This is a genomic window from Alitiscatomonas aceti, assembly GCF_025567195.1.
Lineage (GTDB): Bacteria > Bacillota > Clostridia > Lachnospirales > Lachnospiraceae > Alitiscatomonas > Alitiscatomonas aceti.
This window is the reverse complement of record NZ_JAOQJF010000007.1, coordinates 80,706-104,968: the sequence shown is the minus strand read 5'-3', so window position 1 is coordinate 104,968 and position 24,263 is coordinate 80,706. Positions and strand designations below refer to the sequence as shown.

The 24,263-nt window shown below is 49.5% G+C and carries 37 protein-coding genes; all 37 read left to right on the top strand.

The window, feature by feature from the left end:
- The first annotated feature begins 1 nt into the window (after position 1).
- Positions 2 to 688 (top strand): cell division ATP-binding protein FtsE, encoded by a 687-nt coding sequence (ftsE, locus tag OCV69_RS05345; RefSeq protein WP_022272690.1) that lies wholly within the window; start codon positions 2 to 4, stop codon positions 686 to 688.
- The gene (locus OCV69_RS05340; protein WP_158358090.1) at positions 678 to 1,592 is read left to right on the top strand and encodes a permease-like cell division protein FtsX; all 915 of its coding nucleotides are present in this window, start codon (positions 678 to 680) and stop codon (positions 1,590 to 1,592) included. Before ftsE ends, OCV69_RS05340 begins: the two co-directional genes overlap by 11 nt.
- A gap of 13 nt (positions 1,593 to 1,605) precedes the next feature.
- Positions 1,606 to 2,805 (top strand): murein hydrolase activator EnvC family protein, encoded by a 1,200-nt coding sequence (locus OCV69_RS05335; RefSeq protein ID WP_158358092.1) that lies wholly within the window; start codon positions 1,606 to 1,608, stop codon positions 2,803 to 2,805.
- Between the two features lie 34 nt (positions 2,806 to 2,839).
- A complete protein-coding gene (locus OCV69_RS05330; RefSeq protein WP_158358094.1) occupies positions 2,840 to 4,288 on the top strand; it encodes a S41 family peptidase in 1,449 nt (482 codons plus the stop codon).
- 454 nt (positions 4,289 to 4,742) lie between these two features.
- A complete protein-coding gene (rpsJ, locus tag OCV69_RS05325; protein WP_022272686.1) occupies positions 4,743 to 5,060 on the top strand; it encodes a 30S ribosomal protein S10 in 318 nt (105 codons plus the stop codon).
- 257 nt (positions 5,061 to 5,317) lie between these two features.
- Positions 5,318 to 5,953 carry a 50S ribosomal protein L3 gene (rplC, locus tag OCV69_RS05320; protein ID WP_158358096.1) on the top strand — a complete coding sequence of 212 codons (636 nt, stop codon included), beginning with the start codon at positions 5,318 to 5,320 and terminating at the stop codon, positions 5,951 to 5,953.
- A 29-nt stretch (positions 5,954 to 5,982) separates the two neighbouring features.
- Positions 5,983 to 6,603, top strand: coding sequence for a 50S ribosomal protein L4 (gene rplD / locus OCV69_RS05315; protein WP_022272684.1), 621 nt, complete (start codon positions 5,983 to 5,985; stop codon positions 6,601 to 6,603).
- A complete protein-coding gene (gene rplW / locus OCV69_RS05310) occupies positions 6,603 to 6,902 on the top strand; it encodes a 50S ribosomal protein L23 (protein WP_022272683.1) in 300 nt (99 codons plus the stop codon). Before rplD ends, rplW begins: the two co-directional genes overlap by 1 nt.
- A gap of 96 nt (positions 6,903 to 6,998) precedes the next feature.
- On the top strand, positions 6,999 to 7,838 hold the full coding sequence (rplB, locus tag OCV69_RS05305; RefSeq protein WP_158358098.1) for a 50S ribosomal protein L2: 840 nt from the start codon (positions 6,999 to 7,001) through the stop codon (positions 7,836 to 7,838).
- An 18-nt stretch (positions 7,839 to 7,856) separates the two neighbouring features.
- A complete protein-coding gene (gene rpsS, locus OCV69_RS05300) occupies positions 7,857 to 8,138 on the top strand; it encodes a 30S ribosomal protein S19 (RefSeq protein WP_015553840.1) in 282 nt (93 codons plus the stop codon).
- Between the two features lie 29 nt (positions 8,139 to 8,167).
- Positions 8,168 to 8,554 carry a 50S ribosomal protein L22 gene (gene rplV / locus OCV69_RS05295; RefSeq protein ID WP_022272681.1) on the top strand — a complete coding sequence of 129 codons (387 nt, stop codon included), beginning with the start codon at positions 8,168 to 8,170 and terminating at the stop codon, positions 8,552 to 8,554.
- Positions 8,555 to 8,563: 9 nt separating this feature from the next.
- Positions 8,564 to 9,220 (top strand): 30S ribosomal protein S3, encoded by a 657-nt coding sequence (rpsC, locus tag OCV69_RS05290; RefSeq protein WP_022272680.1) that lies wholly within the window; start codon positions 8,564 to 8,566, stop codon positions 9,218 to 9,220.
- Positions 9,220 to 9,657: a 50S ribosomal protein L16 gene (gene rplP, locus OCV69_RS05285; protein ID WP_022272679.1), complete on the top strand. Its 438-nt coding sequence runs from the start codon at positions 9,220 to 9,222 to the stop codon at positions 9,655 to 9,657. Before rpsC ends, rplP begins: the two co-directional genes overlap by 1 nt.
- Positions 9,647 to 9,856 carry a 50S ribosomal protein L29 gene (gene rpmC, locus OCV69_RS05280; protein WP_021905521.1) on the top strand — a complete coding sequence of 70 codons (210 nt, stop codon included), beginning with the start codon at positions 9,647 to 9,649 and terminating at the stop codon, positions 9,854 to 9,856. The genes rplP and rpmC overlap by 11 nt, the downstream gene beginning before the upstream one ends.
- Positions 9,857 to 9,954: 98 nt before the next feature.
- Positions 9,955 to 10,209, top strand: coding sequence for a 30S ribosomal protein S17 (gene rpsQ, locus OCV69_RS05275; protein ID WP_022272678.1), 255 nt, complete (start codon positions 9,955 to 9,957; stop codon positions 10,207 to 10,209).
- Between the two features lie 31 nt (positions 10,210 to 10,240).
- Positions 10,241 to 10,609 (top strand): 50S ribosomal protein L14, encoded by a 369-nt coding sequence (rplN, locus tag OCV69_RS05270; RefSeq protein ID WP_022272677.1) that lies wholly within the window; start codon positions 10,241 to 10,243, stop codon positions 10,607 to 10,609.
- A 14-nt stretch (positions 10,610 to 10,623) separates the two neighbouring features.
- On the top strand, positions 10,624 to 10,929 hold the full coding sequence (gene rplX / locus OCV69_RS05265; RefSeq protein ID WP_022272676.1) for a 50S ribosomal protein L24: 306 nt from the start codon (positions 10,624 to 10,626) through the stop codon (positions 10,927 to 10,929).
- A gap of 23 nt (positions 10,930 to 10,952) precedes the next feature.
- Positions 10,953 to 11,492 carry a 50S ribosomal protein L5 gene (rplE, locus tag OCV69_RS05260; RefSeq protein WP_022272675.1) on the top strand — a complete coding sequence of 180 codons (540 nt, stop codon included), beginning with the start codon at positions 10,953 to 10,955 and terminating at the stop codon, positions 11,490 to 11,492.
- A gap of 17 nt (positions 11,493 to 11,509) precedes the next feature.
- Positions 11,510 to 11,695 (top strand): type Z 30S ribosomal protein S14, encoded by a 186-nt coding sequence (locus tag OCV69_RS05255; protein WP_008396318.1) that lies wholly within the window; start codon positions 11,510 to 11,512, stop codon positions 11,693 to 11,695.
- 307 nt (positions 11,696 to 12,002) lie between these two features.
- Positions 12,003 to 12,404: a 30S ribosomal protein S8 gene (gene rpsH / locus OCV69_RS05250; RefSeq protein WP_022272214.1), complete on the top strand. Its 402-nt coding sequence runs from the start codon at positions 12,003 to 12,005 to the stop codon at positions 12,402 to 12,404.
- A gap of 164 nt (positions 12,405 to 12,568) precedes the next feature.
- Complete coding sequence (gene rplF, locus OCV69_RS05245) at positions 12,569 to 13,108, top strand: 50S ribosomal protein L6 (protein ID WP_022272213.1); 540 nt, start codon at positions 12,569 to 12,571, stop codon at positions 13,106 to 13,108.
- 18 nt (positions 13,109 to 13,126) lie between these two features.
- Positions 13,127 to 13,495 carry a 50S ribosomal protein L18 gene (rplR, locus tag OCV69_RS05240; protein ID WP_022272212.1) on the top strand — a complete coding sequence of 123 codons (369 nt, stop codon included), beginning with the start codon at positions 13,127 to 13,129 and terminating at the stop codon, positions 13,493 to 13,495.
- A gap of 18 nt (positions 13,496 to 13,513) precedes the next feature.
- Positions 13,514 to 14,023, top strand: a complete 510-nt coding sequence (gene rpsE, locus OCV69_RS05235) for a 30S ribosomal protein S5 (protein WP_022272211.1) — start codon at positions 13,514 to 13,516, stop codon at positions 14,021 to 14,023.
- Between the two features lie 15 nt (positions 14,024 to 14,038).
- The gene (gene rpmD, locus OCV69_RS05230; RefSeq protein ID WP_022272210.1) at positions 14,039 to 14,221 is read left to right on the top strand and encodes a 50S ribosomal protein L30; all 183 of its coding nucleotides are present in this window, start codon (positions 14,039 to 14,041) and stop codon (positions 14,219 to 14,221) included.
- Positions 14,222 to 14,249: 28 nt separating this feature from the next.
- Complete coding sequence (gene rplO / locus OCV69_RS05225; RefSeq protein ID WP_022272209.1) at positions 14,250 to 14,690, top strand: 50S ribosomal protein L15; 441 nt, start codon at positions 14,250 to 14,252, stop codon at positions 14,688 to 14,690.
- Position 14,691: 1 nt separating this feature from the next.
- Positions 14,692 to 16,014, top strand: a complete 1,323-nt coding sequence (gene secY / locus OCV69_RS05220; RefSeq protein ID WP_158358100.1) for a preprotein translocase subunit SecY — start codon at positions 14,692 to 14,694, stop codon at positions 16,012 to 16,014.
- 111 nt (positions 16,015 to 16,125) lie between these two features.
- Complete coding sequence (locus tag OCV69_RS05215; protein WP_022272207.1) at positions 16,126 to 16,770, top strand: adenylate kinase; 645 nt, start codon at positions 16,126 to 16,128, stop codon at positions 16,768 to 16,770.
- Positions 16,771 to 16,774: 4 nt separating this feature from the next.
- Complete coding sequence (gene map / locus OCV69_RS05210) at positions 16,775 to 17,524, top strand: type I methionyl aminopeptidase (protein ID WP_158358102.1); 750 nt, start codon at positions 16,775 to 16,777, stop codon at positions 17,522 to 17,524.
- Between the two features lie 218 nt (positions 17,525 to 17,742).
- Positions 17,743 to 17,961, top strand: coding sequence for a translation initiation factor IF-1 (gene infA / locus OCV69_RS05205; protein WP_015553825.1), 219 nt, complete (start codon positions 17,743 to 17,745; stop codon positions 17,959 to 17,961).
- 208 nt (positions 17,962 to 18,169) lie between these two features.
- Positions 18,170 to 18,283: a 50S ribosomal protein L36 gene (rpmJ, locus tag OCV69_RS05200; RefSeq protein WP_073992704.1), complete on the top strand. Its 114-nt coding sequence runs from the start codon at positions 18,170 to 18,172 to the stop codon at positions 18,281 to 18,283.
- 109 nt (positions 18,284 to 18,392) lie between these two features.
- Positions 18,393 to 18,761, top strand: coding sequence for a 30S ribosomal protein S13 (gene rpsM / locus OCV69_RS05195; RefSeq protein WP_022272204.1), 369 nt, complete (start codon positions 18,393 to 18,395; stop codon positions 18,759 to 18,761).
- Between the two features lie 91 nt (positions 18,762 to 18,852).
- Positions 18,853 to 19,254, top strand: a complete 402-nt coding sequence (gene rpsK / locus OCV69_RS05190; RefSeq protein WP_022272203.1) for a 30S ribosomal protein S11 — start codon at positions 18,853 to 18,855, stop codon at positions 19,252 to 19,254.
- Between the two features lie 15 nt (positions 19,255 to 19,269).
- On the top strand, positions 19,270 to 19,863 hold the full coding sequence (rpsD, locus tag OCV69_RS05185; RefSeq protein ID WP_022272202.1) for a 30S ribosomal protein S4: 594 nt from the start codon (positions 19,270 to 19,272) through the stop codon (positions 19,861 to 19,863).
- 159 nt (positions 19,864 to 20,022) lie between these two features.
- The gene (locus OCV69_RS05180; RefSeq protein WP_158358104.1) at positions 20,023 to 20,985 is read left to right on the top strand and encodes a DNA-directed RNA polymerase subunit alpha; all 963 of its coding nucleotides are present in this window, start codon (positions 20,023 to 20,025) and stop codon (positions 20,983 to 20,985) included.
- A gap of 135 nt (positions 20,986 to 21,120) precedes the next feature.
- A complete protein-coding gene (locus OCV69_RS05175) occupies positions 21,121 to 21,657 on the top strand; it encodes a bL17 family ribosomal protein (RefSeq protein ID WP_022272438.1) in 537 nt (178 codons plus the stop codon).
- 201 nt (positions 21,658 to 21,858) lie between these two features.
- Entirely contained in the window at positions 21,859 to 23,124 is a 1,266-nt protein-coding gene (locus OCV69_RS05170) for an N-acetylmuramoyl-L-alanine amidase family protein (protein ID WP_158358106.1), read from the top strand.
- An 18-nt stretch (positions 23,125 to 23,142) separates the two neighbouring features.
- Positions 23,143 to 24,195 (top strand): N-acetylmuramoyl-L-alanine amidase family protein, encoded by a 1,053-nt coding sequence (locus OCV69_RS05165; RefSeq protein WP_022272440.1) that lies wholly within the window; start codon positions 23,143 to 23,145, stop codon positions 24,193 to 24,195.
- Positions 24,196 to 24,263 lie beyond the last annotated feature (68 nt).

Genomic DNA, 24,263 nt, shown 5'->3' with positions numbered 1-24,263 from the left:
TATGATAGAAATTTCAAAGCTGACAAAGACCTACGAAAAGAGCAGCCGCGCTCTTAAGGACGTAAGCCTTACCATCGACGATGGGGAGTTTGTCTTTATTACAGGCCGGAGTGGTTCCGGAAAGTCAACCCTGCTCAGAATCCTTCTGAAAGAGGTGGAACCCACTTCCGGCCGTGTTGTCGTGAATGACATGGACCTGGGACGGATGCCCCGCCGCTATGTCCCCAAGTACCGGAGACAGCTGGGCGTGGTATTCCAGGATTTCCGTCTGTTAAAGGACCGGAACGTCTATGAGAATGTGGCCTTTGCCCAGAGAGTCATCGGCGTTTCAGGAAGGAAGATCCGGGAATCGGTGCCGGAGATGCTGAGGATGGTGGGCCTTTCATCAAAATATAAATCTTTTCCGCACCAGCTTTCCGGCGGCGAGCAGCAGCGGGTGGCCATTGCCAGGGCCCTCATCAACCGGCCGGCTATCCTTCTGGCCGACGAGCCTACGGGAAACCTGGACCCCCATAACGCCATGGAGATCATGGGCCTTCTGGAGGAGATCAACCGTCAGGGGACCACAGTAGTGGTGGTGACCCACAGCAGCGAGATCGTAAATATGATGAGAAAACGGGTGATCACCATCCAGCGAGGTATCGTGGTGGGTGATGAGAAAGAAAGCGGGTACTGGTATGAGGATTAGCACGTTCTGGTTCTGCCTGAAGCAGGGCCTTGTGAATATATGCAGAAATATCTGGTTTTCCCTGGCGTCAGCCGCGATCATTTCTGCATGTATTTTTTTATTCTGTGTATTTTATTCGATCATCACCAACGTCCAGTATATGGTGGTCACGGCTGAGTCCACCATGGGGATCACGGTGTTTTTTGACGAGTCGCTGCCAGAGGATGAGATCCACGCCATCGGGGATGAGATCCGGAAGGCCCAGGGGCCGATCATAAAGGATATGAAGTTTACCTCTGCGGAGGAGGCATGGGAGAGCTTTAAAAAGGAATACTTTGGGGAGAACAGCGATCTGGCGGAGGGCTTTTCTGACGATAATCCTCTGACTGGCTCGGCTTCCTATGAAATATATCTTTATGACATCAATGACCAGGAGCCGGTGGTTAAGTATCTGGAGGGGCTTTCCGGCGTCCGGAAGGTCAACTATTCCAACAGCGCAGCGGCGGGGCTTTCCAGCTTCAATAAGGTCCTGGCCCTGCTGTTTGGAGCGATCATCCTGATGCTTCTGGCGGTGGCGGTATTCCTGATCAGCAACACCATCTCTGTGGCGGCCGGAATGAGGAAAAATGAGAATAAGATCATGCGCCTCATCGGGGCCACCAATTTCATGATCCGGGCTCCCTTTGTGGTGGAGGGAACGATCCTGGGACTCCTGGGAGCCGCCATCCCCCTGGGAGCCATGTATTTCGGATACCGTCAGACGGTGACGTATGTGGTGGGCCGGTTCCAGATCCTGTCTGGGATCATCCAGTTTCTCCCGATCGAGGAGATCTATCCGTCCATGGCGGCCATTTCCCTGGCGCTGGGCGGAGGTCTGGGCCTTGTGGTGAGTTTTCTGACCATCCGGCGGCATTTAAAGGTATAGGAGGCGCGGCAAGGTGAAAAAAACAGGAAAAGCGGCGGTGGCCGGACTGGCGGCTGTCTTAAGTCTGTGTCTGGCGATCCCGGCCTGGGCCACGGGAAGCCTGGACGATGCGAAAAAGAAAAAGAGCAGTCTGGAAGAGGAAAAAAAGAAGACGGAAGCTGCCATAAAGAGCCTGGAAGGGTTAAAGAGCGACGCGGCGGCCTATGTAAAGAAGCTGGACGCCAATCTGGAGGCCATCAGCGACGAGCTTTCCAGGCTGGGGAAGGATATTGAGGTCAAGGAGGGCCAGATCGAGACCACAAAGGCGGAGCTGGAGGATGCAAAGCAGGTGGAAAAAGACCAGTATGAATCCATGAAGCTGCGGATAAAATATATGTATGAGAAGGGAGACAGCTCTTATGTGGATCTTCTCATGGAATCCGATTCCCTGTCGGAGCTTTTAAATAAGGCGGAATATATTGGAAAGATCTCGGCTTATGACCGGCAGAAGCTGGACGAATACGTGGCCACCAAGGAGCAGATCCAGGCCAAGGAGGCAGAGCTGGAGGCGGAGCATGGGGAGCTTCTGGGGCTTCAGGAGCAGACGGAGGCCAAGCATGCGTCGGTGGAGCAGCTCCTTTCCGCCAAGCAGTCAGAGCTTAAGAAGTATGAGAGCCAGATAAGCGCAGCTGAGGGCCAGCTTTCCGAGTATGAAAAGGATATCAAGGCCCAGGAGGACTCCATCAAAGCCATCGAGGCGGAGATGCGGCGGAAAGAGGAAGAGGCCAGGAAAAAGGCTGAGGCGGCTGGAAAGACGTATAAAACGAAGAATCTTGGGGACATTAGCTTCACATGGCCCTGTCCGTCCAGCGGGCGGATCACCTCGGGGTTTGGCGGCCGGTCCTCACCGACGGAGGGAGCTTCCTCCAACCACAAGGGCATCGACATCGGCGCCTCCACAGGCTCGGGGATCGTGGCAGCGGCAGACGGAGAGGTGGTGGTGTCCACGTACAGCTATTCGGCTGGGAATTATGTGATGATCAACCACGGAGGCGGAGTTTATACGGTCTATATGCATGCCTCCAAGCTGCTGGCATCTGTGGGCGATCAGGTGAAGAAGGGGCAGACCATTGCCAAGGTGGGTTCTACGGGATATTCCACAGGGCCGCATCTGCACTTCGGGATCCGGGTAAACGGTACATATGTGAATCCCAGCCAGTATGTGAGCCCGTGACCGGGGGCGTAAAACAGGAAAGGACAAAATTGCTATGACAGAAACAAACCTGGAAGAAAAAAAACTGGAAGAAGAAAACCAGGATAACGGCAGGAACGAAGGCCTGGAAAAGGAGAAAGAGGACCGGAAGGAAAACGGCCGGGAGGGCCGGAGCCGGTTCTGGAAGGGGGCCTTAGCCGGTTCCCTGGTAACAGCCTTCGTGGTGCTGGCGGCGGTGGGAATGGCAGCCGGAATCTGGATCATGGGCAGGCAGACCCAGGAGACCCGCCAGGCGGTCCTTCCGGAGCCGGAGGGAGAATACGGCCTGGATATGGGAAGGCTGGCTCCAAAGCTGGGCTATATGCAGCAGCTCATTGACCAGTATTATCTGTTCGATGAGGACGAGGAGCGGGAAAACCCGGAGGACTGGATCTATACGGGCTATGTATATTCCCTTCAGGACCCCTATTCCACTTACTATACGGCAGAGGAATATGAGAGTGTCCAGGAAAGCAGCAACGGCGAATACTGCGGCATCGGCGTCCAGGTGAGCCAGAATGTGAATACAGGGATCATCACGGTGATCCGGGTGTTCAAGGATTCTCCGGCAGATAAGGCAGGCATGCGTCCGGGGGATGTGATCACCGGCGTAGGCGATGTGGATGCGGCGGGAATGGATCTGAGCATCCTGGTCAGCGACCACATTAAGGGCGAAGAGGGAACAGAGGTGACGGTCACTGTGTTCCGGGAGTCCATCGAGGACAGCCTGGATCTGACCATGACCCGGGAGATCGTGGAGAACCCCACGGTGGAGTATGACCTGCTGGAGGATAATGTGGGATACATTTCCATCTCTGCCTTTGAGGAGGTCACCGGCGACCAGTTTAAAACGGCCGCAGACTCCCTGTTGGGCAAGGGGGCGAAGAGCCTCATCGTCGATCTGCGGAACAACGGTGGCGGCGTGGTGACGGCGTCTACGGATATTGCGGACTATCTGCTCCCCGATGGAAAGACCATCGTGAGCTTTAAAGGAAAAGGAGTGGACGACAGCGTAAAGATCACGGAGGACGGCCATCAGGTGGACGTTCCCATCATCCTTCTGGTCAACGGAGAGAGCGCCAGCGCGTCGGAGGTACTCACAGGAGCGCTGAAGGACAACGGCTGGGCCACTGTGGTGGGCACAAAGACCTTCGGAAAGGGCATTGCCCAGGGAATCTTTGATCTGCCCGACGGCAGTGCTTTAAAGCTCACAACGGCGTACTATTACGTTCCCTCCGGCGAATGCATCCATGAGGTGGGCATTGAGCCGGATCTTCTGGTGGAGCTGGACGAGGGGCTGGAGAGCATGATCGAGATCCCCAGGGACCAGGACAACCAGCTAAAGGCAGCCATGGACGTGGCTGTCAACGGGCTGGAGGAAGCGGAAAAGCGCGTGGAGGAATCCGCAGCGGCGCTGGAGGCTGAGGACGGCGCAGAGGAAGGAACTGCCGAAGAGGGGCAGTAAGGAAAACAGGCAGGTATACTGCCGATGGAAACGGAGTATCCGGGCAGATAAAGAGAGTGCGGAGATCGCTGCAAAAGGAGGGTTTATCCCCTCTTCCAGCAGCGGTCTCCGCTTTTTTATGTGGATTTCTTCCTATTATATAGGCACAGAAAAACAGGATATGCACAGATTGTAAAAATTGCGGAAAAGTGCTTGCATTTTAAAAGATTTTATGTTATGCTGTCTGAGCTGTGGCATGATAGCTAAGAAGCGTGAGGTTGCTGCCTGTAAATGGCAGGTTTTCCGTGGAGCGAATGTCAAGTTAGGAAACTGGCGACAAGTCACTGTACCAAATTAACAGCTGCTCTTGGTAAGGGGCAGTAACAACGTGTGGATCGGATGATACACACGAGACCGTGTACAGTCACCGCTTGTCGTACTTCGTTAAAAGTGCGAAAAGGAGGCGACTTTTTTTATGGCAAGTCAGGTTATGAGAATCACATTAAAGGCGTACGACCATCAGCTGGTTGATCAGTCCGCTGGAAAAATCATCGAGACAGTAAAAAAGACAGGATCTAAGGTGAGTGGACCGGTTCCGCTGCCGACCAAGAAAGAGGTTGTAACGATCTTAAGGGCTGTTCATAAGTACAAAGATTCCAGAGAGCAGTTCGAGCAGAGAACTCATAAGAGACTCATCGATATCACAAGCCCGAGCCAGAAGACAGTGGACGCTCTGTCCAGACTGGAAATGCCGGCAGGCGTGTTTATCGACATTAAGATGAAAAACAAATAAGATTTGTTTTTCCTGGAGCCCGGAAAGCAGAGAGCTTAAGCGGGCGGTCCCTGGAAGGCAGCGTGGAAAAAGCTGTCCGGGGAATGAACATGTTAATCCAGAATGGTTCTGATATAAAAGCAACACTTTCCTGAAAGGGAATCAACATCACCGAAAAAACGGTGTCATAGTGTTCCACCTATGTTGGGCTGCTCTAGGATGAACGCGGGACGAAAGGTCCTGTGTTCCGCTGTAGATTAGTAACAGGAGGTAAAGAAATGAAGAAAGCGATTTTAGCTACAAAAGTCGGAATGACACAGATCTTCAATAACGAAGGCGTTCTTGTTCCGGTAACTGTTCTTCAGGCTGGACCGTGTGTAGTAACACAGGTTAAGACAGAAGAAAACGACGGCTACAAAGCTGTACAGGTTGGTTTTGTTGACAAGAGAGAGAAGCTTGTGAACAAGCCGGTAAAAGGCCATTTTGACAAGGCTGGCGTATCTTACAAGAGATATGTGAGAGAGTTCCGCTTTGAGAATGCAGAAGAGTACAATGTAAAGGACGAATTCAAAGCCGATATCTTCGCAGAGGGCGACAAGGTTGACGCAACAGCGATCTCCAAAGGTAAAGGTTTCCAGGGTGCTATTAAGAGATTAGGACAGCACAGAGGACCCATGGCTCACGGTTCCAAGTTCCACCGTCATCAGGGTTCCAATGGTTCCGCAACAACTCCGGGCCGCGTATTCAAGGGCAAAGGCATGCCGGGTCACATGGGTCATAAGAGAATCACAACCCAGAACCTGGAAGTTGTAAGAGTTGATGCAGAGCAGAATCTGATTCTGGTTAAGGGCGCAGTACCGGGCCCGAAGAAATCCTTAGTAACACTGAAGGAAACAGTAAAAGTTTCTAGGTAAGCTTTTACAGGAAAGGAGGAAACATAGAAATGGCAAACGTATCCGTATACAATATGGAAGGCAAAGAAGTTGGCACAATGGAATTAAACGATGCCGTATTCGGCGTTGAAGTGAACGAGCATCTCGTACACCTTGCCGTTGTAGCACAGCTTGCAAATAAACGTCAGGGAACACAGAAGGCTAAAACACGTTCCGAAGTTTCCGGCGGCGGAAGAAAACCGTGGAGACAGAAAGGAACCGGCCATGCAAGACAGGGTTCCACAAGAGCACCGCAGTGGACAGGCGGCGGCGTAGTATTCGCACCGACACCGAGAGATTACTCCATCCGTCTCAACAAGAAGGAGAAGAGAGCTGCTCTTAAGTCCGCTTTAACAAGCAGAGTAAACGACAACAAGTTCGTTGTAGTTGACGAGTTAAAGTTCGAGGAGATCAAGACAAAGAACTTCAAGAACGTAATGAACAACTTAAACGTATCCAAGGCACTGGTTGTACTTGCAGAGAACGATCAGAACGTAGTTCTTTCCGCAAGAAACATCCCGGAAGTAAGAACTTCCCTTGTTAATACACTGAGCGTGTATGACATTCTGAAATACAACACAGTAGTAGCCACCAAGGCTGCAGTAGCTTCTATCGAGGAGGTGTACGCATAATGGCAAATGTACAGTATTACGACGTAATCCTCAAACCGGTTGTAACTGAGAAGAGCATGAACGCTATGAGCGAGAAGAAATATACGTTCCTGGTTCATCCGGAAGCAAATAAGACTATGATCAAAGAGGCTGTTGAGAAGATGTTCCCGGGCACAAAGGTTGCTTCCGTAAACACCCAGAACCTCGACGGTAAGAATAAGAGACGCGGCATGATCGTTGGCAAGACTGCAAAGACAAAGAAAGCCATCGTAAAGCTGACCGCTGACAGCAAGGAGATCGAGATCTTCCAGGGATTATAAGCTGAAAGCGGCTTAGTGAATGCCCGCACCCTATGCGACAGAAAAGTCGCGACATGAAAAACAAGAAACGCCAGAGGGCGTTGAAAGGAGCAAATAATGGGAATCAAAACCTATAACCCATATACACCTTCCAGAAGAAACATGACTGGTTCCGATTTCTCTGAGATCACTAAAAAATCTCCGGAGAAGGCACTTCTTGTTTCCTTAAAGAAGAACGCAGGCCGTAACAACCAGGGTAAGATCACTGTTAGACACCACGGCGGCGGAAATAGAAGAAAATACAGAATTGTTGATTTTAAGAGAAATTCCAAAGATGGGATCCCGGCAACTGTGATCGGAATCGAGTACGATCCCAACAGAAGCGCAAACATCGCCCTGATCTGCTATGCAGACGGCGAGAAAGCATATATCCTTGCACCTGAGGGCTTAACCGATGGAATGAAGGTTATGAGCGGTGAGAAGGCAGAGGCAAAGATCGGCAACTGCTTACCGTTATCCATGATCCCGGTTGGTGCCCAGGTACACAACATTGAATTACAGCCTGGCAAAGGCGGCCAGTTAGTACGTTCCGCTGGTAACGCAGCTCAGTTAATGGCAAAAGAAGGAAAATACGCAACTCTTCGTTTACCCTCCGGTGAAATGAGAATGGTTCCGATCGCATGCCGCGCAACCATCGGCGTTGTAGGCAACGGCGACCACAACCTGGTTAAGATCGGTAAGGCTGGCAGAAAACGCCACATGGGTATCCGCCCGACCGTCCGCGGTTCTGTTATGAACCCCAACGACCATCCGCATGGTGGTGGTGAAGGTAAGACAGGTATCGGTCGTCCGGGTCCGTGCACACCGTGGGGCAAGCCTGCTCTTGGTCTTAAGACAAGAAAGAAAAACAAACAGTCTAACAAACTGATCGTAAGAAGAAGAAACGGTAAGGCGTAATCGATAGGAGGTAAAACGATGGCTCGTTCACTTAAAAAAGGACCATTTGCTGATGCTAGCTTACTGAAAAAGGTAGACGCTATGAACGAGGCAGGACAGAAACAGGTTATCAAAACCTGGTCCCGCCGTTCTACGATCTTCCCGCAGATGGTTGGTCATACAATCGCAGTACATGATGGAAGAAAGCATGTACCGGTATACGTAACAGAGGATATGGTAGGCCACAAGCTCGGTGAGTTCGTTGCTACAAGAACTTACAGAGGCCACGGAAAAGACGAGAAGAAGTCCGGTCGTAAATAACTAAGACGCTTTGAAAGGAGGTTTTATCAATGGCTAAGGGACATAGAAGTCAGATTAAGAGAGAAAGAAATGCAAATAAAGATACAAGACCCTCTGCAAAGCTGTCTTATGCAAGAGTATCTGTTCAGAAGGCTTGTTTCGTATTAGATGCCATCAGAGGCAAAGATGTTCAGACTGCACTTGGTATTGTAACTTACAATCCCAGATATGCGTCCAGCTTAATTGAGAAATTATTAAAGTCTGCTATCGCAAACGCAGAAAATAACAACGGTATGAGTGCCGAGAACCTGTATGTGGAGGAGTGCTACGCAAACAAGGGACCGACCATGAAGAGAGTAAAACCGAGAGCACAGGGCAGAGCTTACAGGATCGAGAAGAGAATGAGCCATATCACGATTGTGCTCAATGAGAGATAGGAGGCAGTTATGGGACAGAAAGTTAATCCACACGGCATGAGAGTCGGTGTTATTAAAGACTGGGATTCCAGATGGTATGCTGAAGCTGATTTCGCTGACAACTTGATCGAGGACCACGAGATCAGAACATACCTGAAAAAGAGGTTATACAGCGCCGGCATTTCCAAGATCGAAATCGAGCGCGCTTCTGATAGAATCAAGATCATCGTTCATACAGCAAAACCGGGCGTTGTGATCGGTAAGGGCGGAGCTGAGATCGAGAAATTAAAAGCTGAAGTCCAGAAGATGACCGACAAGAAGCTGTTTGTAGATATCAAGGAAGTTAAGAGACCGGACCGCGACGCCCAGTTAGTAGCTGAGTCCATCGCACAGCAGTTAGAGAACCGTGTTTCCTTCCGTCGTGCCATGAAGTCCACCATGGGCCGTTCCATGAAGGCTGGCGTTCTTGGTATCAAGACTGCCGTAGGCGGACGTCTCGGCGGCGCTGATATCGCGCGTACAGAGTTTTACAGCGAGGGAACAATCCCGCTTCAGACATTAAGAGCAGATATTGACTATGGTTTCGCTGAGGCAGACACAACCTACGGCAAGCTTGGCGTTAAGGTTTGGATCTACAAAGGCGAAGTACTTCCTACTAAGGGAAATAAGGAAGGGAGCGATAAATAATGTTAATGCCTAAGAGAGTAAAGCGCCGCAAACAGTTCCGCGGAACGATGGCCGGTAAAGCTTTAAGAGGAAATAAAATCTCCAACGGTGAGTATGGCCTGATCGCCACTGAGCCGTGCTGGATCAAGTCCAACCAGATCGAGGCAGCCCGTGTTGCCATGACCCGTTACATCAAGCGTGGTGGTAAAGTATGGATCAAGATCTTCCCGGATAAGCCGGTAACAGCAAAGCCTGCTGAGACTCGTATGGGTTCCGGTAAGGGCGCTCTTGAATACTGGGTAGCAGTTGTTAAGCCAGGCCGTGTTATGTTTGAGATCGCTGGCGTTCCAGAAGAAACAGCAAAGGAAGCTCTTCGTCTTGCTATGCACAAACTTCCCTGCAAGTGTAAGATTGCTTCTAAAGCAGATTTAGAAGGCGGTGATAACAGTGAAAACTAATAAATATGTAGAAGAATTAAAAGCGAAGACAGCTGCAGAGTTAAACGAGGAATTAGTTGCAGCAAAGAAGGAACTCTTTAACTTAAGATTCCAGAACGCAACCAATCAGTTAGATAACACCAGCAGAATCAAAGAGGTTCGCAAGAACATCGCCAGAATTCAGACTGTTATCACAGAGAAGGCAAGGGTTGCTAACTAATTCATAACAGCGCCGTTCTGCCAGACAGATCACAGGACGCTATTGTGACACACGCCGATGCGTGTGACTGAACGAAATTTGAAAGGAGACTATCCGTCGTGGAAAGAAATCTTAGAAAAACACGTACTGGTAAGGTAGTTAGCAACAAAATGGATAAGACGATCGTTGTTGCTATTGAAGACCACGTAAAACATCCGTTGATCGGTAAGATCGTTAAGAAGACATATAAATTAAAAGCTCATGATGAGAAGAATGAGTGTGGTATCGGCGATACAGTTAAAGTGATGGAGACAAGACCGTTATCCAAGGATAAGAGATGGAGACTTGTTGAGATCATCGAAAAGGCAAGATAGTCGGTAGTGATTCGAGGAAGGAGTATCAGGCATGATTCAGCAGGAAAGCAGATTAAAAGTTGCTGATAATACTGGAGCCAGAGAACTTCTCTGCATCCGTGTTATGGGCGGCTCTACAAGAAGATATGCGAATATCGGCGATATCATCGTAGCTTCCGTTAAAGATGCAACACCAGGCGGCGTTGTAAAGAAAGGCGATGTAGTTAAGGCCGTTGTTGTACGTACAGTGAAAGGTGCCCGCCGTAAAGACGGTTCCTATATCAAGTTCGATGAGAACGCAGCAGTTATCATCAAGGATGACAAGACTCCCAGAGGAACCCGTATCTTTGGGCCGGTTGCAAGAGAACTTCGTGAGAAGCAGTTCATGAAGATCGTATCTCTGGCTCCGGAAGTATTATAAGGAGGTGCCAGGTAATGCATAAGATCAGAAAAGACGATATGGTAAAAATTATCGCTGGTAAAGATAAAGACAAGACCGGTAAGGTTCTTGATGTAGATACAAAGAAGAACACAGTTCTGGTTGAGGGCTGCAACATGGTGACAAAGCACACCAAACCGAGCCAGACAAACCAGACCGGCGGTATCGTTCATCAGGAAGCTGCCATTGACATCTCCAACGTTATGCTGCTCGTAGACGGAAAAGCTACAAGAGTTGGCTTTGAAGTAAAAGATGGCAAAAAAGTTCGTGTTGCAAAGGCAACCGGCAAAGTAATCGACTAAGAGCAGAGAGGAGGAAAAACAAGTTGGCTAGATTAAAAGAAATGTATCAGAACGAGATCGTTGATGCAATGATCAAGAAATTTGGATATAAGAACGTTATGGAAGTGCCGAAGCTCGACAAGATCGTGATCAACATGGGCGTAGGCGAAGCAAAAGACAACGCGAAAGTCCTTGACTCTGCAGTTCGTGACCTGGAGATCATCACTGGTCAGAAGGCAGTTCTGACCAAAGCTAAAAAGTCCGTTGCAAACTTCAAGATCAGAGAGGGCATGGCAATCGGATGTAAGGTTACTCTCCGCGGCGAGAAGATGTATGAGTTCGCTGATCGTCTCATCAACTTGGCTCTTCCCCGTGTACGTGACTTCCGCGGCGTAAATGCAAACGCATTCGACGGCAGAGGAAACTACGCACTCGGTATCAAAGAGCAGCTGATCTTCCCGGAGATCGAGTATGATAAGGTTGATAAGGTTAGAGGTATGGACGTTATTTTCGTTACAACCGCTAAAACGGACGAAGAGGCCCGTGAGCTTTTAACATTATTCAACATGCCGTTTGCAAAGTAATTTAGGAGGATTTATCCATGGCAAAGACTTCAATGAAGATCAAACAGCAGCGTCCGGCAAAGTTCTCCACAAGAGAATATAACCGCTGCAGAATCTGCGGCCGTCCGCATGCATATCTGAGAAAATACGGCATCTGCCGTATCTGCTTCCGTGAGCTCGCTTACAAGGGCGAGATCCCGGGAGTAAAGAAGGCTAGCTGGTAGGCCGAAAGCAACTTAGTGAGCCGGAGCCGCAGGCGACAGGCGAGCTTAGTGCGAGGCCGTTCCCGAATCTTAGCGAAGCCGAGCCGAAAGGCGGCAGCTGAGCTTAGCTGAGGGAACTGTCGTGGCCGGTGGCTCTTACTAAGATGCAAGGCCCGTTCTTCACCCCACGGTAGAAGAACCATCCCTGTGACGCCCCAGGCGTTTCACAGGGAAACTTTTCGCCGTCCGGCGAAGAACACTCCTGTGCAGCGCAGGATCCCTGCGAACCACAGTGACAAACCAACATCCATAAGGAGGAAATTTAATCATGACAATGAGCGATCCGATTGCAGATATGCTTACAAGAATCCGTAATGCCAACACTGCAAAACACGATACAGTAGACGTACCGGCTTCCAAGATGAAATTAGCTATCGCTGATATCCTTGTAAGAGAAGGCTACATCAAGAAATACGACATCGTTGAGGATGGCGGCTTCCAGACCATCCGCATTGCCTTAAAGTATGGCAAGGACAAAAACGAGAGGATCATCTCCGGCATCAAGAAGATCTCCAAACCGGGTCTTCGTGTATATGCCGGCAAGGAAGACATGCCGAAGGTACTTGGCGGACTTGGTATCGCCATCGTATCCACCAACCACGGTGTGATCACTGACAGAGAAGCCCGTGAGCTGGGCGTAGGCGGAGAAGTTCTCGCTTTCGTTTGGTAATTTAGGATGTTATCCCCACCGCCTGCAAAGCCTGGGAGATCCCAGGAAGGGCGGCGGGTGAAGGACAGACGCAGGAGACTGCGGCCTGTCCCGAATATAACATAGAAACTGAAAACAGAGCACGTAAAAGCGTGCTCCGAAAATCTAAGTAGGAGGTATATGGCATGTCACGTATTGGTAGAATGCCGGTTGCGATCCCCGCTGGCGTAACAGTAGAGATCGTAAACAATTATATGACTGTAAAAGGTCCGAAGGGAACACTTGAGAGACAGCTTCCGGTTGAAATGGAAATTAAGCAGGAAGACGGTAATGTGATCGTAACAAGACCGAACGATTTAAAGAAAATGAAATCTTTACACGGTCTCACAAGAACCTTAATCGCAAACATGATCCACGGCGTTACAGAAGGCTACGAGAAGAAGCTGGAAGTAAACGGCGTAGGTTACAGAGCTGCTAAGCAGGGCAAGAAATTAACACTTTCCCTTGGTTATTCCCATCCGGTAGAGATGGAAGATCCCGAAGGCATTGAGACTGTTCTGGAAGGTCAGAACGTGATCATCGTTAAGGGCATCAACAAAGAGAAAGTCGGCCAGTATGCGGCTGAGATCAGAAGCAAGAGAGAGCCGGAGCCGTACAAGGGCAAGGGTATCAAATATGCTGATGAGGTTATCAGACGTAAAGTTGGTAAGACTGGTAAAAAATAATTTAAGGAGAGTGTAAAAATGGTTAGCAAGCAGTCAAGAAGCGAAATCCGCAGAAAAAAGCATTATAGATTACGCAACCGCTTTGCTGGTACAGCAGAGAGACCGCGTTTAGCAGTTTTCAGAAGCAATAATCATATGTATGCCCAGATCATCGACGACTCCGTTGGACACACCTTAGCTTCCGCCTCCACCGTTGAGAAGGAGATCAAGGCTGAGTTAGAGAACACAGATACCGTTGATGCAGCTGCATACGTTGGAACAGTGATCGCAAAGAGAGCAATCGAAAAGGGAATTACCGAAGTTGTTTTCGACCGCGGCGGTTTCATCTATCAGGGTAAAGTTCAGGCCTTAGCAGACGCAGCCCGCGAGGCTGGTCTGAAATTCTAGTAGAGAGGAGAATACAGCATGAAGCGTACAATCATTGATGCAGGTCAGTTAGAACTGAATGACAAAGTTGTTGCCATCAAGCGCGTATCCAAGACTGTAAAAGGTGGACGTACCATGAGATTTTCCGCTCTGGTAGTAGTAGGCGACGGCAATGGCCATGTAGGCGCAGGTCTTGGTAAGGCAGGCGAGGTTCCGGAGGCTATCCGCAAAGGTAAGGAAGCAGCCATCAAGAACATGGTTGAGATCCCCATGGACGAGAACAACAGTATCCCCCACGATTTCCTTGGAAAGTTTGGAAGCGCATCCGTACTTTTAAAGAGAGCTCCGGAAGGTACTGGTATCATCGCAGGCGGCCCGGTACGTTCCGTAGTTGAGCTTGCAGGTATCAAGAACATCCGTACGAAATCTTTAGGCTCCAACAACAAGACAAACGTTGTTTTAGCTACCATCGAGGGTCTTCTCAGCTTAAAGACTCCGGAAGAGGTTGCTAAGAACCGCGGCAAATCTGTTGAAGAAGTTGTTTGCTAATAGGAGGATAGAAAAATGGCAGAGAAGTTAAAGATCACATTAGTAAAATCCCCTATCGGAGCTATTCCGAAGCAGAGAGCGACTGTTGAAGCCCTTGGTTTAAAGAAGCTTCAGAAAACAGTTGAATTACCGGATAATGCAGCAGTAAGGGGCATGATCCAGAATGTAAGACATCTGGTAAAAGTTGAAGAAATCTAATCTTGATATAGAGTAAGGAGGTGCAGAGATGAATTTATCTAATTTACATCCTGCTGAAGGATCCAAGCACAGCGATAATTTCAGAAGAGGCCGCGGCCACGCTTCCGGAAACGGAAAAACAGCTGGTAAGGGACACAAAGGCCAGAAGGCTCGTTCCGGAGCACCGAGACCCGGTTTTGAAGGCGGTCAGATGCCTTTATACAGACGTATTCCGAAGAGAGGCTTTAAGAATATCAATTCTAAGACAATCGTAGGTATCAACGTAAGCGCACTTGAGAGATTTGACAACGACTCCACAGTTTCTGTTGAGACTTTAATGGAGTGCGGTCTTGTAAAGAACCCGCAGGACGGCGTTAAGATTCTTGCAAACGGTGAGTTAACAAAGAAACTTAACGTGAAGGCTAATGCGTTCAGCGAAGCTGCAAAAGCAAAAATTGAAGCATTAGGTGGAACCTGCGAGGTGATCTAATATGTTAAATTCGATACAAAAAGCATTTAAGGTGAAAGAAGTCCGCGAGCGGCTTCTTTACACCTTCATGATGCTGATTGTGATCCGGATCGGTTCCTGTCTGCCGATCCCGGGGGTAGATGCCAGCTTTCTGAAGGAGTTCTTCACGAATCTTCAGAATTCAGGCATGGGCTTTGTCAACGCGATCACTGGAGGATCCTTTTCCAACATGTCGATGTTTGCACTGAGCATTACCCCGTATATCACATCTTCCATCATTATGCAGCTTATGACCATTGCGGTCCCCAAGCTTGAGGAGATGCAGAAGGAAGGCGAAGATGGAAGAAAGAAGATCGCAGAGTATACCAGATATCTGACTGTGGCGCTGGCCCTGTTTCAGTCCTCAGCCATGGCCATTGGTTTCGGAAAGCAGGGCCTTCTCTATGAGGATGCCCAGAACGTCTGGGGCTATATGACCGTTATCGCGGCAATGACCGCAGGTTCTGCCCTTCTTATGTGGATTGGTGAACGGATCACAGAAAAGGGAGTGGGCAACGGTATTTCCATCGTGCTTCTTATCAATATCGTTTCCAGTCTCCCGCAGGATGTGATGATGCTGTATGAGCGCTTTATGGCCGGCAAGTCTGTTGCAGTGGCAACAGTGGCAGCCATCATCGTTCTTGCAGTAGTGGTTGCAACCGTCGTTTTCGTTCTTGTATTAAACGGTGCTGAGCGCCGCATTCCGGTGCAGTACTCAAAGAAAATGCAGGGACGCAGAATGATCGGCGGCCAGTCCTCACACATCCCCTTAAAGGTCAACACCGCAGGCGTGATCCCTGTGATCTTTGCATCCTCGATCATGTCCATGCCGGTAATGATCGCCCAGTTCTTCAATGTGGACTATTCCACATTTGGAGGAAAGATTCTTATGGCGTTAAGTTCCGCCAACTGGTTCAGACCGGAAATGCCGGTTTATTCGGTTGGCCTCTTGATCTACATCGTGCTGGTGGTACTGTTCGCGTATTTCTACACGTCCATTACCTTCAACCCGCTGGAAGTGGCCAACAATATGAAAAAATCCGGCGGCTTTATCCCGGGTGTACGTCCCGGCAAGCCCACGTCTGATTTTCTGAATAATATTTTGAACTACATTGTTTTCATCGGAGCCACAGGTCTTGTGATCGTATGTATCGTCCCGATCATCGCATCCGGCCTGTTCAACGTTGGAAGCCTCTCCTTTGGAGGCACATCCCTGATCATTATTGCCGGCGTTATCCTGGAGACCATCAAAGCAGTGGATTCCATGATGCTGGTGAGAAATTATAAGGGATTCTTAAACGACTAGCTGGAAAACGGCAGTTCAATATGGATAGCAGTCAAAAACGGACGGAAATACTTTTTTCGTCCGTTTTTTAGATAATGTGTTTCTTGATCGTGAAGTTCAGGAGGAAAGAGCATGAAAATAATTATGTTAGGCGCCCCTGGCGCTGGAAAAGGGACCCAGGCAGAGCGGATCTCGAAAAAATACGGGATCCCGCATATCTCTACCGGGGACATCTTCCGGGCGAACATCAAGGCGGGAACTGAGCTGGGCATAAAAGCAAAGGCTTATATCGATAAGGGACTCCTGGTACCGGATGACGTGACAGTGGATCTGGTCATGGACAGGATCAGCCAGGAGGACTGTAAGAACGGTTATATCCTGGATGGATTCCCCAGGACCATTCCCCAGGCAGAGAGCCTTACGGAGGCCTTAAAGGCCCGCGGAACGTCCATCGATCATGCCGTTGATGTGGATGTTCCCGATGAAAGCATCATCGCACGGATGTCCGGCCGCCGCGCATGCCTTACATGCGGAGCCACGTACCATACTGTATATGCGAAGCCGGCGAAGGAGGGGATCTGCGACAAATGCGGAGCCAGCCTTGTGCTGAGAGAGGATGACAAGCCGGAGACCGTAAAACAGCGTCTCCTTGTTTACCACGAACAGACGAAGCCGCTGATCGATTATTACAGAAGGGAAAATGTCCTGTGCACCGTGGACGGAACGCAGGATATGGAGAAGGTTTTTCTGGATATCACGAAGACTTTAGGAGCTTAAGAAAATGGCAGTAACGATTAAATCGCCGAGAGAGATTGAACTGATGAGAAAAGCCGGGGAGATCCTGGCAAAGACCCACGAGGAGCTTCATGCAGCCCTTCGGCCTGGAATGTCCACCCTGGACATCGACCGGCTGGGAGAGAAGATCATCCGCAGCCACGGATGCATTCCTTCTTTTAAGAATTATAACGGATACCCGGCTTCCATCTGTGTGTCCGTCAACGACGAGGTGGTCCACGGGATCCCAAACCGTCACAGGATCTTAAAGGAGGGGGATATCGTCAGTCTGGACGCCGGCGTGATCTATAAGGGATATCATTCTGACGCAGCCAGGACCTGGGCCGTAGGCCAGGTATCTCCGGAAGCGCAGAAGCTGATGGATGTAACGAAGCAGTGCTTTTTTGAGGGGATCCGGTTTGCGAAGGCAGGCTGCCACCTGGGAGAGATCTCTGCGGCGATCCAGTCTTACGCCGAGAGCTTTGGCTACGGTGTGGTCCGGGATCTGGTGGGCCACGGCATCGGCACCCATCTCCATGAGGACCCGGAGGTGCCCAATTTTGCCATGAAGCGCAAGGGACTTCTGCTGCAGCCGGGCATGACCCTGGCAGTGGAGCCCATGATCAATATGGGGACCTATGAGGTGGTCTGGATGGACGATGACTGGACCGTTGTGACCAAGGATCATTCCCTGTCCGCCCATTATGAGAATACCATTCTCATAACAGAGGACGAGCCGGAGATCCTGTCCTTATAATAGCAGAAACTGGAGGGGGTTCCATGGAAATGCTCGCCGGATGGAGGGCGGTGTCCCTGGCCGGAAATGATAAGGGCCGGGTATACGTCATAAAGGAAGACTGCGGGGAATATGTTTTCCTGTCGGATGAAAACGGAAAAATACAGCGGAAGAACAAGAAACACATTCAGGTTATAAAAAAATAAGGCGAACCGTCATATAGGAGGTAATAAGAAAATATGTCTAAGGCAGATGTGATCGAGATTGAGGGCGTTGTTGTTGAGAAGCTTCCCAATGCCATGTTCCAGGTAGAGCTGGAGAACGGACACAAAGTGTTAGCCACCATCAGCGGAAAGCTCCGCATGAACTATATCCGGATCCTTCCCGGAGATAAGGTGACTCTGGAAATGTCCCCCTACGATCTTTCCAAAGGCAGGATCATCTGGAGAGACAAGTAGGCTGAAAATTTAAAAAAACACTTGATTTTCCAGGACAAAGATGGTATAATGCTCAAGCGAACTTTGTTGGAACGCTTGTATTATGCCCTTTTTTAGAGAGCTTTATATACAGGTATGCAACCCGTAATGCCGTTATCCCAGGGCCTCCGGAATGTGGTGTGTATCTGGAGCCGGAAGGAAATGGACTACGAAGGAAAGGAGAATTACTGTGAAAGTAAGATCATCAGTAAAACCGATTTGCGAAAAGTGCAAGGTTATCAAGAGAAAAGGCAGCATCAGAGTAATCTGTGAGAATCCTAAACACAAACAAAGACAGGGTTGATCGCCGCAGATCATCTGTATTTTTTCGCGCGGCTTTGGCATGACGCGCCAGGATGCGTTGTTCGTGCCGGCAAATTTTTATTTCTACTAAATTAAATGGAGGTACACTCATGGCTCGTATTTCAGGTGTTGATTTACCAAGAGAAAAACGTGTCGAAATCGGCTTAACTTATATCTACGGTATCGGTAGAACAAGTGCAAACCGTATTCTTGCTGAGGCTGGTGTGAATCCGGACACCCGTGTCAAGGATTTAACCGATGACGAAGTGAAGAACATCGCAGCAGTGATCGCAGAGACCCAGGTGGTTGAGGGTGACTTACGTCGTGAGACAGCTTTAAACATCAAGAGACTGCAGGAGATCGGCTGCTACCGCGGAATCCGTCATAGAAAGAGCCTTCCGTGCCGTGGTCAGAAGACCAAGACAAACGCAAGAACCTGTAAGGGTCCGAGAAAGACAGTAGCAAACAAGAAGAAATAAGTTTTGTAACCAGTAGGTGAAAATGAATCACGTTGCATGTTTTAAAGACAGGAAACAGGGTTCAATATTCGAGAAAGTAGGTTAGTTTAAAATGGCTAAAAAAGTGTCCACTGCAAAGAAAGTGACAAAAAAGCGTATTAAGAAAAACGTTGAACGCGGACAGGCGCACATCCAGTCATCTTTTAACAACACAATCGTGACATTAACAGATGCACAGGGAAATGCTTTATCTTGGGCAAGTGCAGGCGGTCTGGGATTTAGAGGTTCAAGGAAATCTACTCCATATGCAGCACAGATGGCTGCAGAAACTGCAACTAAGGCAGCTCTTGTACATGGTTTAAAGTCCGTTGACGTTATGGTAAAAGGACCTGGCTCTGGCCGTGAGGCTGCGATCCGTGCCCTTCAGGCATGTGGCCTGGAAGTAACAAGCATTAAGGACGTAACACCGGTTCCGCACAACGGATGCCGCCCGCCCAAACGTAGAAGAGTCTAATTAGGAGGAAAAACAATGGCAGTTGATAGAGTTCCTGTTCTTAAAAGATGCAGATCCCTTGGTCTTGATCCCATTTATTTAGGAATAGATAAAAAATCCAACAGAGAATCCAAAAAAGGCAACAAGAAAGTAAGTGAGTACGGCCTTCAGTTAAGAGAAAAGCAGAAAGCAAAATTCATTTACGGTGTGCTTGAGAAGCCTTTCCGCAACTACTACAAGAAAGCTGAGCGCTTAAACGGACAGACTGGTGAAAACCTGATGATCCTGTTAGAGAGCAGACTTGACAACGTTCTGTTCCGTATGGGCTTCGGCAGAACAAGAAAAGAGACAAGACAGATCGTTGACCACAAGCACGTTCTTGTAAACGGCAAGTGCGTAAACATCCCGTCTTATCTTGTAAAAGCCGGTGATGTGATCGAAATCAAAGAGAAGCACAAAGGCGACACAAGATACAAGATGATCCTTGACGTGACTGCTGGCCGTCTGATCCCGGCCTGGTTAGAGGTTGACCAGGAGAACTTAAAGGGTACAGTGAAAGCTCTGCCCACAAGAGAAGAGATCGACGTTCCGGTTGATGAGATGCTCATCGTAGAGTTATACTCCAAATAAAAATGATTCACCGAAGCGGCAGCTGCCGGGGCCCGGCCTGTTTTATACGGGCCTGGTTTCTGTGGGCCGCCGCTTCGCGGCATTTTGTTGCCCAGCATGTAAAAAAAGGTCCTCCGGGCCTTTTTTGAGCCAAAGCATACCCAAAAGGAGGGGCTTTTTGTGTTCGATTTTGAGAAACCAAACATTGAGATTGCTGAAATTTCTGAAGATAAGAAATACGGGAAGTTTGTCGTAGAGCCGATGGAGAGGGGCTACGGTACAACTCTGGGTAACTCCCTGAGAAGAATCATGCTTTCTTCTTTACCGGGTTCTGCTGTCAGCCAGGTGAAAATCGACGGAGTTCTGCATGAGTTCAGTTCCATTTCCGGTGTCAAGGAAGATGTGACTGAGATCATCATGAACGTTAAGAGCTTAGCGATCAAGAATAACAGCGATACAAACGAGCCGAAGACCGCCTACATCGAGTTTGAGGGCGAGGGTGTCATCACAGCCGCCGATATCCAGACGGACGCTGACATCGAGATCTTAAACCCGGAGCAGGTCATCGCCACCTTAAGCGGCGGAGCCGACAGTAAGTTCTATATGGAGCTTACCATCACCAACGGCCGCGGCTATGTAAGTGCTGATAAGAACAAGAGCGACGACCTTCCCATCGGCGTGATCGCCGTGGATTCCATCTATACACCAGTTGAGCGTGTCAACATGGCTGTTGAAAATACCCGTGTGGGTCAGATGACAGACTATGACAAGCTGACACTGGAGATCTACACCAACGGCACGCTTGATCCGGATGAGGCCGTGAGCCTTGCAGCGAAGGTCTTAAGCGAGCATCTGAATCTCTTTATCGATCTTTCTGAAAATGCCAAGACCGCAGAGGTTATGGTGGAGAAAGAGAATAATGAAAAAGAAAAAGTTCTTGAGATGAACATTGACGAGCTGGAGCTTTCCGTTCGTTCCTATAACTGTCTCAAGAGAGCAGGCATCAACACAGTTGAAGAGCTCTGCAGCCGTACCTCCGAGGACATGATGAAGGTGAGAAACCTTGGAAGAAAGTCCCTGGAAGAGGTACTGGCAAAGTTAAAGGAGCTGGGCTTACAGCTCAATTCCAGCGACGAGCAGTAATTCTTAGAAACAGCACTGGGGCGGTAAGACCAAAGATGCGCGTCCCGGCGCAGGACAATTTATGGAAATACGGCGGCTGTCCAGTAAGACCAGAAGATGCGTGGATGGCTGTCCCACAAATGGAGGATTAAAATCATGGCAGGTTACAGAAAACTTGGAAGAACTTCTGATCAGAGAAAGGCTATGTTAAGAAGCCAGGTAACAAATCTTTTATATCATGGAAAGATCGTTACCACTGAGGCAAGAGCCAAAGAAGTAAAGAAGATTGCTGAGGGCATCATCGCTCTGGCAGTGAAGGAAAAAGATAACTTCGAGACTGTAAAGGTTACAGCCAAGGTTGCCCGCAAGGACAAAGACGGCAAGAGAGTCAAAGAGGTTGTTGACGGAAAGAAAGTAACCGTTTACGACGAAGTTGAGAAGGAGATCAAGAAGGATATGCCGTCCAGACTTCACGCAAGAAGACAGATGTTAAAGACTCTGTACGGTGTAACAAACGTTCCGACTGCTGCAGCAGGCAGAAAGAGAAACACAAAGAAGGTTGATCTTCCGGCTAAGTTATTCGACGAGATCGCTCCCAAGTACGTTTCCCGCAACGGTGGATATACCCGTATCGTAAAGATCGGCCAGCGTAAGGGCGACGGCGCTATGGCAGTTCTTCTTGAGTTAGTTTAATCATAGTTCATATCGTACCATCAAAGGCAGACGTTCACTGGGAAATGCTTCCCGGAGGCCGTCTGCCTTATTTTTGCCACGATTTTTCACACTTTTGCCACAGGAATGAAAGAATATCTTAAGTTGACGGAGTACGGCCCTGGAAGGTATAATGATTGTAGAAAATAAGGAAAGGATAACCAGTGAACAGGGGGGACGACCATGAAGCAGACATTAAAAAATATGAGGATCAGAAAATGGATGGGAGTGCTCTTTGCCGCAGTTCTTATGACAGCCCTGGGAGCCCAGACGGCCCTTGCGTCTACGGATTATGTAAAGAGCATCAGCATTACCCTGGATGTAGCTCCGGTTCCCGGAGAGGATCTTCCAGCCCTTCATTATGGATATACAGGTGATACGGGCTATGAGGTAAAAATCCCAAGCAACGAAAGATATGAGATCGTTTCAGCAGAATGGGGCTCAAAGATAGACGAGGCAGAGCTGGGCGGTACCTACACCATTAAGATCACTCTGGAAACGCTCAACGACTACCGGTTCAGCTCCAGCTATTCTTCCTCCAAGGTGACCGTAAGGGACGGAGACTTTGTCAGTGCCAAACGGCAGGGGAGCGGCAAGCTCCTGGTGACGGTAAAGACGGATCCTGCTGAAGGCAGCCTGGATGAGCCGGAAGAGGTATACTGGAGCAGCGGAAAATACACCAGCTCTAAATTCGGTTATGCAGACTGGGAGAAGGTAGAGGGAGCGGCCTACGACGTATATCTGTACCGGGGCTCCAAGAACGTGAAAAAGGTGACGGACCTGCACACATCCTCCTACAATTTTTATCCCTATATGACCTCTGAGGGAACGTATACCTTCCGTGTACGGGCCGTGCCGGCAGACGATTCGGTTTCCAAATATGCGAAAAAAAGCGACTGGGTGACCTCTGACGAGCTCTATGTGGATGAGGATGAGGTATCCGATGGCTCCGGCCAGGATAAGGATGATAAAAACGACTGGGAAGACTGGTACGACCGGGACGGCTGGGACAATGTTGGAAACCAGGTGGGCTGGATCGAAAGAAATGGCCGGTGGCGTTTCCGGTATCCCGACGGGACCTACATCCGTGACAGCTGGGGAAAGATCAGCGGCGTCTGGTATCTGTTTGACGGCAACGGCGATATGCTGACCGGCTGGCAGCTCCGGAGCGGGATCTACTATTATATGGATACCAGCGGAGCCATGAGGACCGGCTGGCTTCTGGATAAAAATGTCTGGTACTTCCTGAAGGATGACGGGGCCATGGCTGTGGGCTGGATCCAGCTTGGCGATAAGGCGTACTATCTGAATGGAAGCGGAGCCATGGTGACCGGTTGGCAGACCATCGACGACCAGATCTATTACTTCTATCCCGACGGCCATAAGGCGGTCAACGAGGTCATCGACGGCTTTTATGTGGATATGAACGGCGTGTGGAAACGGCCGTAAAATAGGAGGTTTCAACTAATGGTAAAAGGATTTAGGATAAAAGGGCTGGCCAGCATTATGCTGGCCGGCGTATTCTGCTTTTGTGCGGCAGTACCGGTGCTGGCGGCTGGAACGGTCCGCTCTCTGAACCTGAGGTTTGAGGATCAGTATGAGCTGGGAGTGATCGTGGAGCCGGAGATCACCTGTGTGAGCGCCGGGATCTCCATCGATTCCGTTACCTGGGAAAAGGATACGGATCAGTGGAAGCCTGGAAAGAAGGTAACGGCTGTCATTGAGGTCTCCAGTGACGGTGGCCGGGAGTTCCTCTCCAGCTATGGAGCGGAGTCCTGCAAGATCTCCGGAGCCAGGCTGACCTCTGCAAAGGGAGACGGGGATACGGCCATTATAAAGGCAAGCTATTACCCGGTGGTCCAGCTGGACTCCCCGGAGGAGGCCGGATGGAGTGCGGAAAATCCCCAGAAGGCAGTCTGGAAGAAAGCAGATCATGCCACGGCTTATGGGATCCGTCTCTACCGGGACGGATATCTGGTTCGGAACATCACTGCCACAGGAACGTCAAAGGATCTTTCGGAATATATGACAAAAGAGGGCAGCTATTACTATGAAATCCGTTCCATGGCTAAAGACGATTCCGATAGGAAATATATGAAGTCCAGCGAATATCTTACATCATCAGGAAAGCTTCTGGACGATATGGGAGATACGGAGGGCCGTTGGAGAACCTATACGGATGGGAAGAAATATGAAGGCGCGGACGGTGAGGTAGTAAAGGACCAGTGGTATAAGATCATGAACCAGTGGTACTACTTCGATGAGAATGGAACTGCGGCTACCGGCTGGAGACAGATAGACGGGATCTGGTACCGGATGGATCCGGAGGGCGTGATGCTCACCGGGTGGCAGAAGGTGGACGGCGTCTGGTATTATCTGAATCCGGACGGCTCCATGGCCGTGGGCTGGATCATGGATTCTCCAGGCCAGTGGTACTACTTAAACAGTGACGGGTCCATGGCGGCAGATACGGTAATAGACGGCTGCAGGCTGGATCCCAGCGGCCTCTGGGTGGAATAAGGAAATATGAAAAATAGATCGTGGGCGGTATGGCGGAAGCTGTGCGGCCCACTGTTGCGATTTGTTTT

Bases quoted from the DNA above. Each gene is read 5' to 3' on its own strand.
- ftsE (WP_022272690.1), top strand. From the start codon at position 2: ATGATAGAAATTTCAAAGCTGACAAAGACCTACGAAAAGAGCAGCCGC.
- OCV69_RS05340 (WP_158358090.1), top strand. From the start codon at position 678: ATGAGGATTAGCACGTTCTGGTTCTGCCTGAAGCAGGGCCTTGTGAAT.
- OCV69_RS05330 (WP_158358094.1), top strand. From the start codon at position 2,840: ATGACAGAAACAAACCTGGAAGAAAAAAAACTGGAAGAAGAAAACCAG.
- rpsJ (WP_022272686.1), top strand. From the start codon at position 4,743: ATGGCAAGTCAGGTTATGAGAATCACATTAAAGGCGTACGACCATCAG.
- rplC (WP_158358096.1), top strand. From the start codon at position 5,318: ATGAAGAAAGCGATTTTAGCTACAAAAGTCGGAATGACACAGATCTTC.
- rplD (WP_022272684.1), top strand. From the start codon at position 5,983: ATGGCAAACGTATCCGTATACAATATGGAAGGCAAAGAAGTTGGCACA.
- rplW (WP_022272683.1), top strand. From the start codon at position 6,603: ATGGCAAATGTACAGTATTACGACGTAATCCTCAAACCGGTTGTAACT.
- rplB (WP_158358098.1), top strand. From the start codon at position 6,999: ATGGGAATCAAAACCTATAACCCATATACACCTTCCAGAAGAAACATG.
- rpsS (WP_015553840.1), top strand. From the start codon at position 7,857: ATGGCTCGTTCACTTAAAAAAGGACCATTTGCTGATGCTAGCTTACTG.
- rplV (WP_022272681.1), top strand. From the start codon at position 8,168: ATGGCTAAGGGACATAGAAGTCAGATTAAGAGAGAAAGAAATGCAAAT.
- rpsC (WP_022272680.1), top strand. From the start codon at position 8,564: ATGGGACAGAAAGTTAATCCACACGGCATGAGAGTCGGTGTTATTAAA.
- rplP (WP_022272679.1), top strand. From the start codon at position 9,220: ATGTTAATGCCTAAGAGAGTAAAGCGCCGCAAACAGTTCCGCGGAACG.
- rplN (WP_022272677.1), top strand. From the start codon at position 10,241: ATGATTCAGCAGGAAAGCAGATTAAAAGTTGCTGATAATACTGGAGCC.
- rplX (WP_022272676.1), top strand. From the start codon at position 10,624: ATGCATAAGATCAGAAAAGACGATATGGTAAAAATTATCGCTGGTAAA.
- OCV69_RS05255 (WP_008396318.1), top strand. From the start codon at position 11,510: ATGGCAAAGACTTCAATGAAGATCAAACAGCAGCGTCCGGCAAAGTTC.
- rpsH (WP_022272214.1), top strand. From the start codon at position 12,003: ATGACAATGAGCGATCCGATTGCAGATATGCTTACAAGAATCCGTAAT.
- rplF (WP_022272213.1), top strand. From the start codon at position 12,569: ATGTCACGTATTGGTAGAATGCCGGTTGCGATCCCCGCTGGCGTAACA.
- rplR (WP_022272212.1), top strand. From the start codon at position 13,127: ATGGTTAGCAAGCAGTCAAGAAGCGAAATCCGCAGAAAAAAGCATTAT.
- rpsE (WP_022272211.1), top strand. From the start codon at position 13,514: ATGAAGCGTACAATCATTGATGCAGGTCAGTTAGAACTGAATGACAAA.
- rpmD (WP_022272210.1), top strand. From the start codon at position 14,039: ATGGCAGAGAAGTTAAAGATCACATTAGTAAAATCCCCTATCGGAGCT.
- rplO (WP_022272209.1), top strand. From the start codon at position 14,250: ATGAATTTATCTAATTTACATCCTGCTGAAGGATCCAAGCACAGCGAT.
- secY (WP_158358100.1), top strand. From the start codon at position 14,692: ATGTTAAATTCGATACAAAAAGCATTTAAGGTGAAAGAAGTCCGCGAG.
- OCV69_RS05215 (WP_022272207.1), top strand. From the start codon at position 16,126: ATGAAAATAATTATGTTAGGCGCCCCTGGCGCTGGAAAAGGGACCCAG.
- map (WP_158358102.1), top strand. From the start codon at position 16,775: ATGGCAGTAACGATTAAATCGCCGAGAGAGATTGAACTGATGAGAAAA.
- infA (WP_015553825.1), top strand. From the start codon at position 17,743: ATGTCTAAGGCAGATGTGATCGAGATTGAGGGCGTTGTTGTTGAGAAG.
- rpsM (WP_022272204.1), top strand. From the start codon at position 18,393: ATGGCTCGTATTTCAGGTGTTGATTTACCAAGAGAAAAACGTGTCGAA.
- rpsK (WP_022272203.1), top strand. From the start codon at position 18,853: ATGGCTAAAAAAGTGTCCACTGCAAAGAAAGTGACAAAAAAGCGTATT.
- rpsD (WP_022272202.1), top strand. From the start codon at position 19,270: ATGGCAGTTGATAGAGTTCCTGTTCTTAAAAGATGCAGATCCCTTGGT.
- OCV69_RS05175 (WP_022272438.1), top strand. From the start codon at position 21,121: ATGGCAGGTTACAGAAAACTTGGAAGAACTTCTGATCAGAGAAAGGCT.
- OCV69_RS05170 (WP_158358106.1), top strand. From the start codon at position 21,859: ATGAAGCAGACATTAAAAAATATGAGGATCAGAAAATGGATGGGAGTG.
- OCV69_RS05165 (WP_022272440.1), top strand. From the start codon at position 23,143: ATGGTAAAAGGATTTAGGATAAAAGGGCTGGCCAGCATTATGCTGGCC.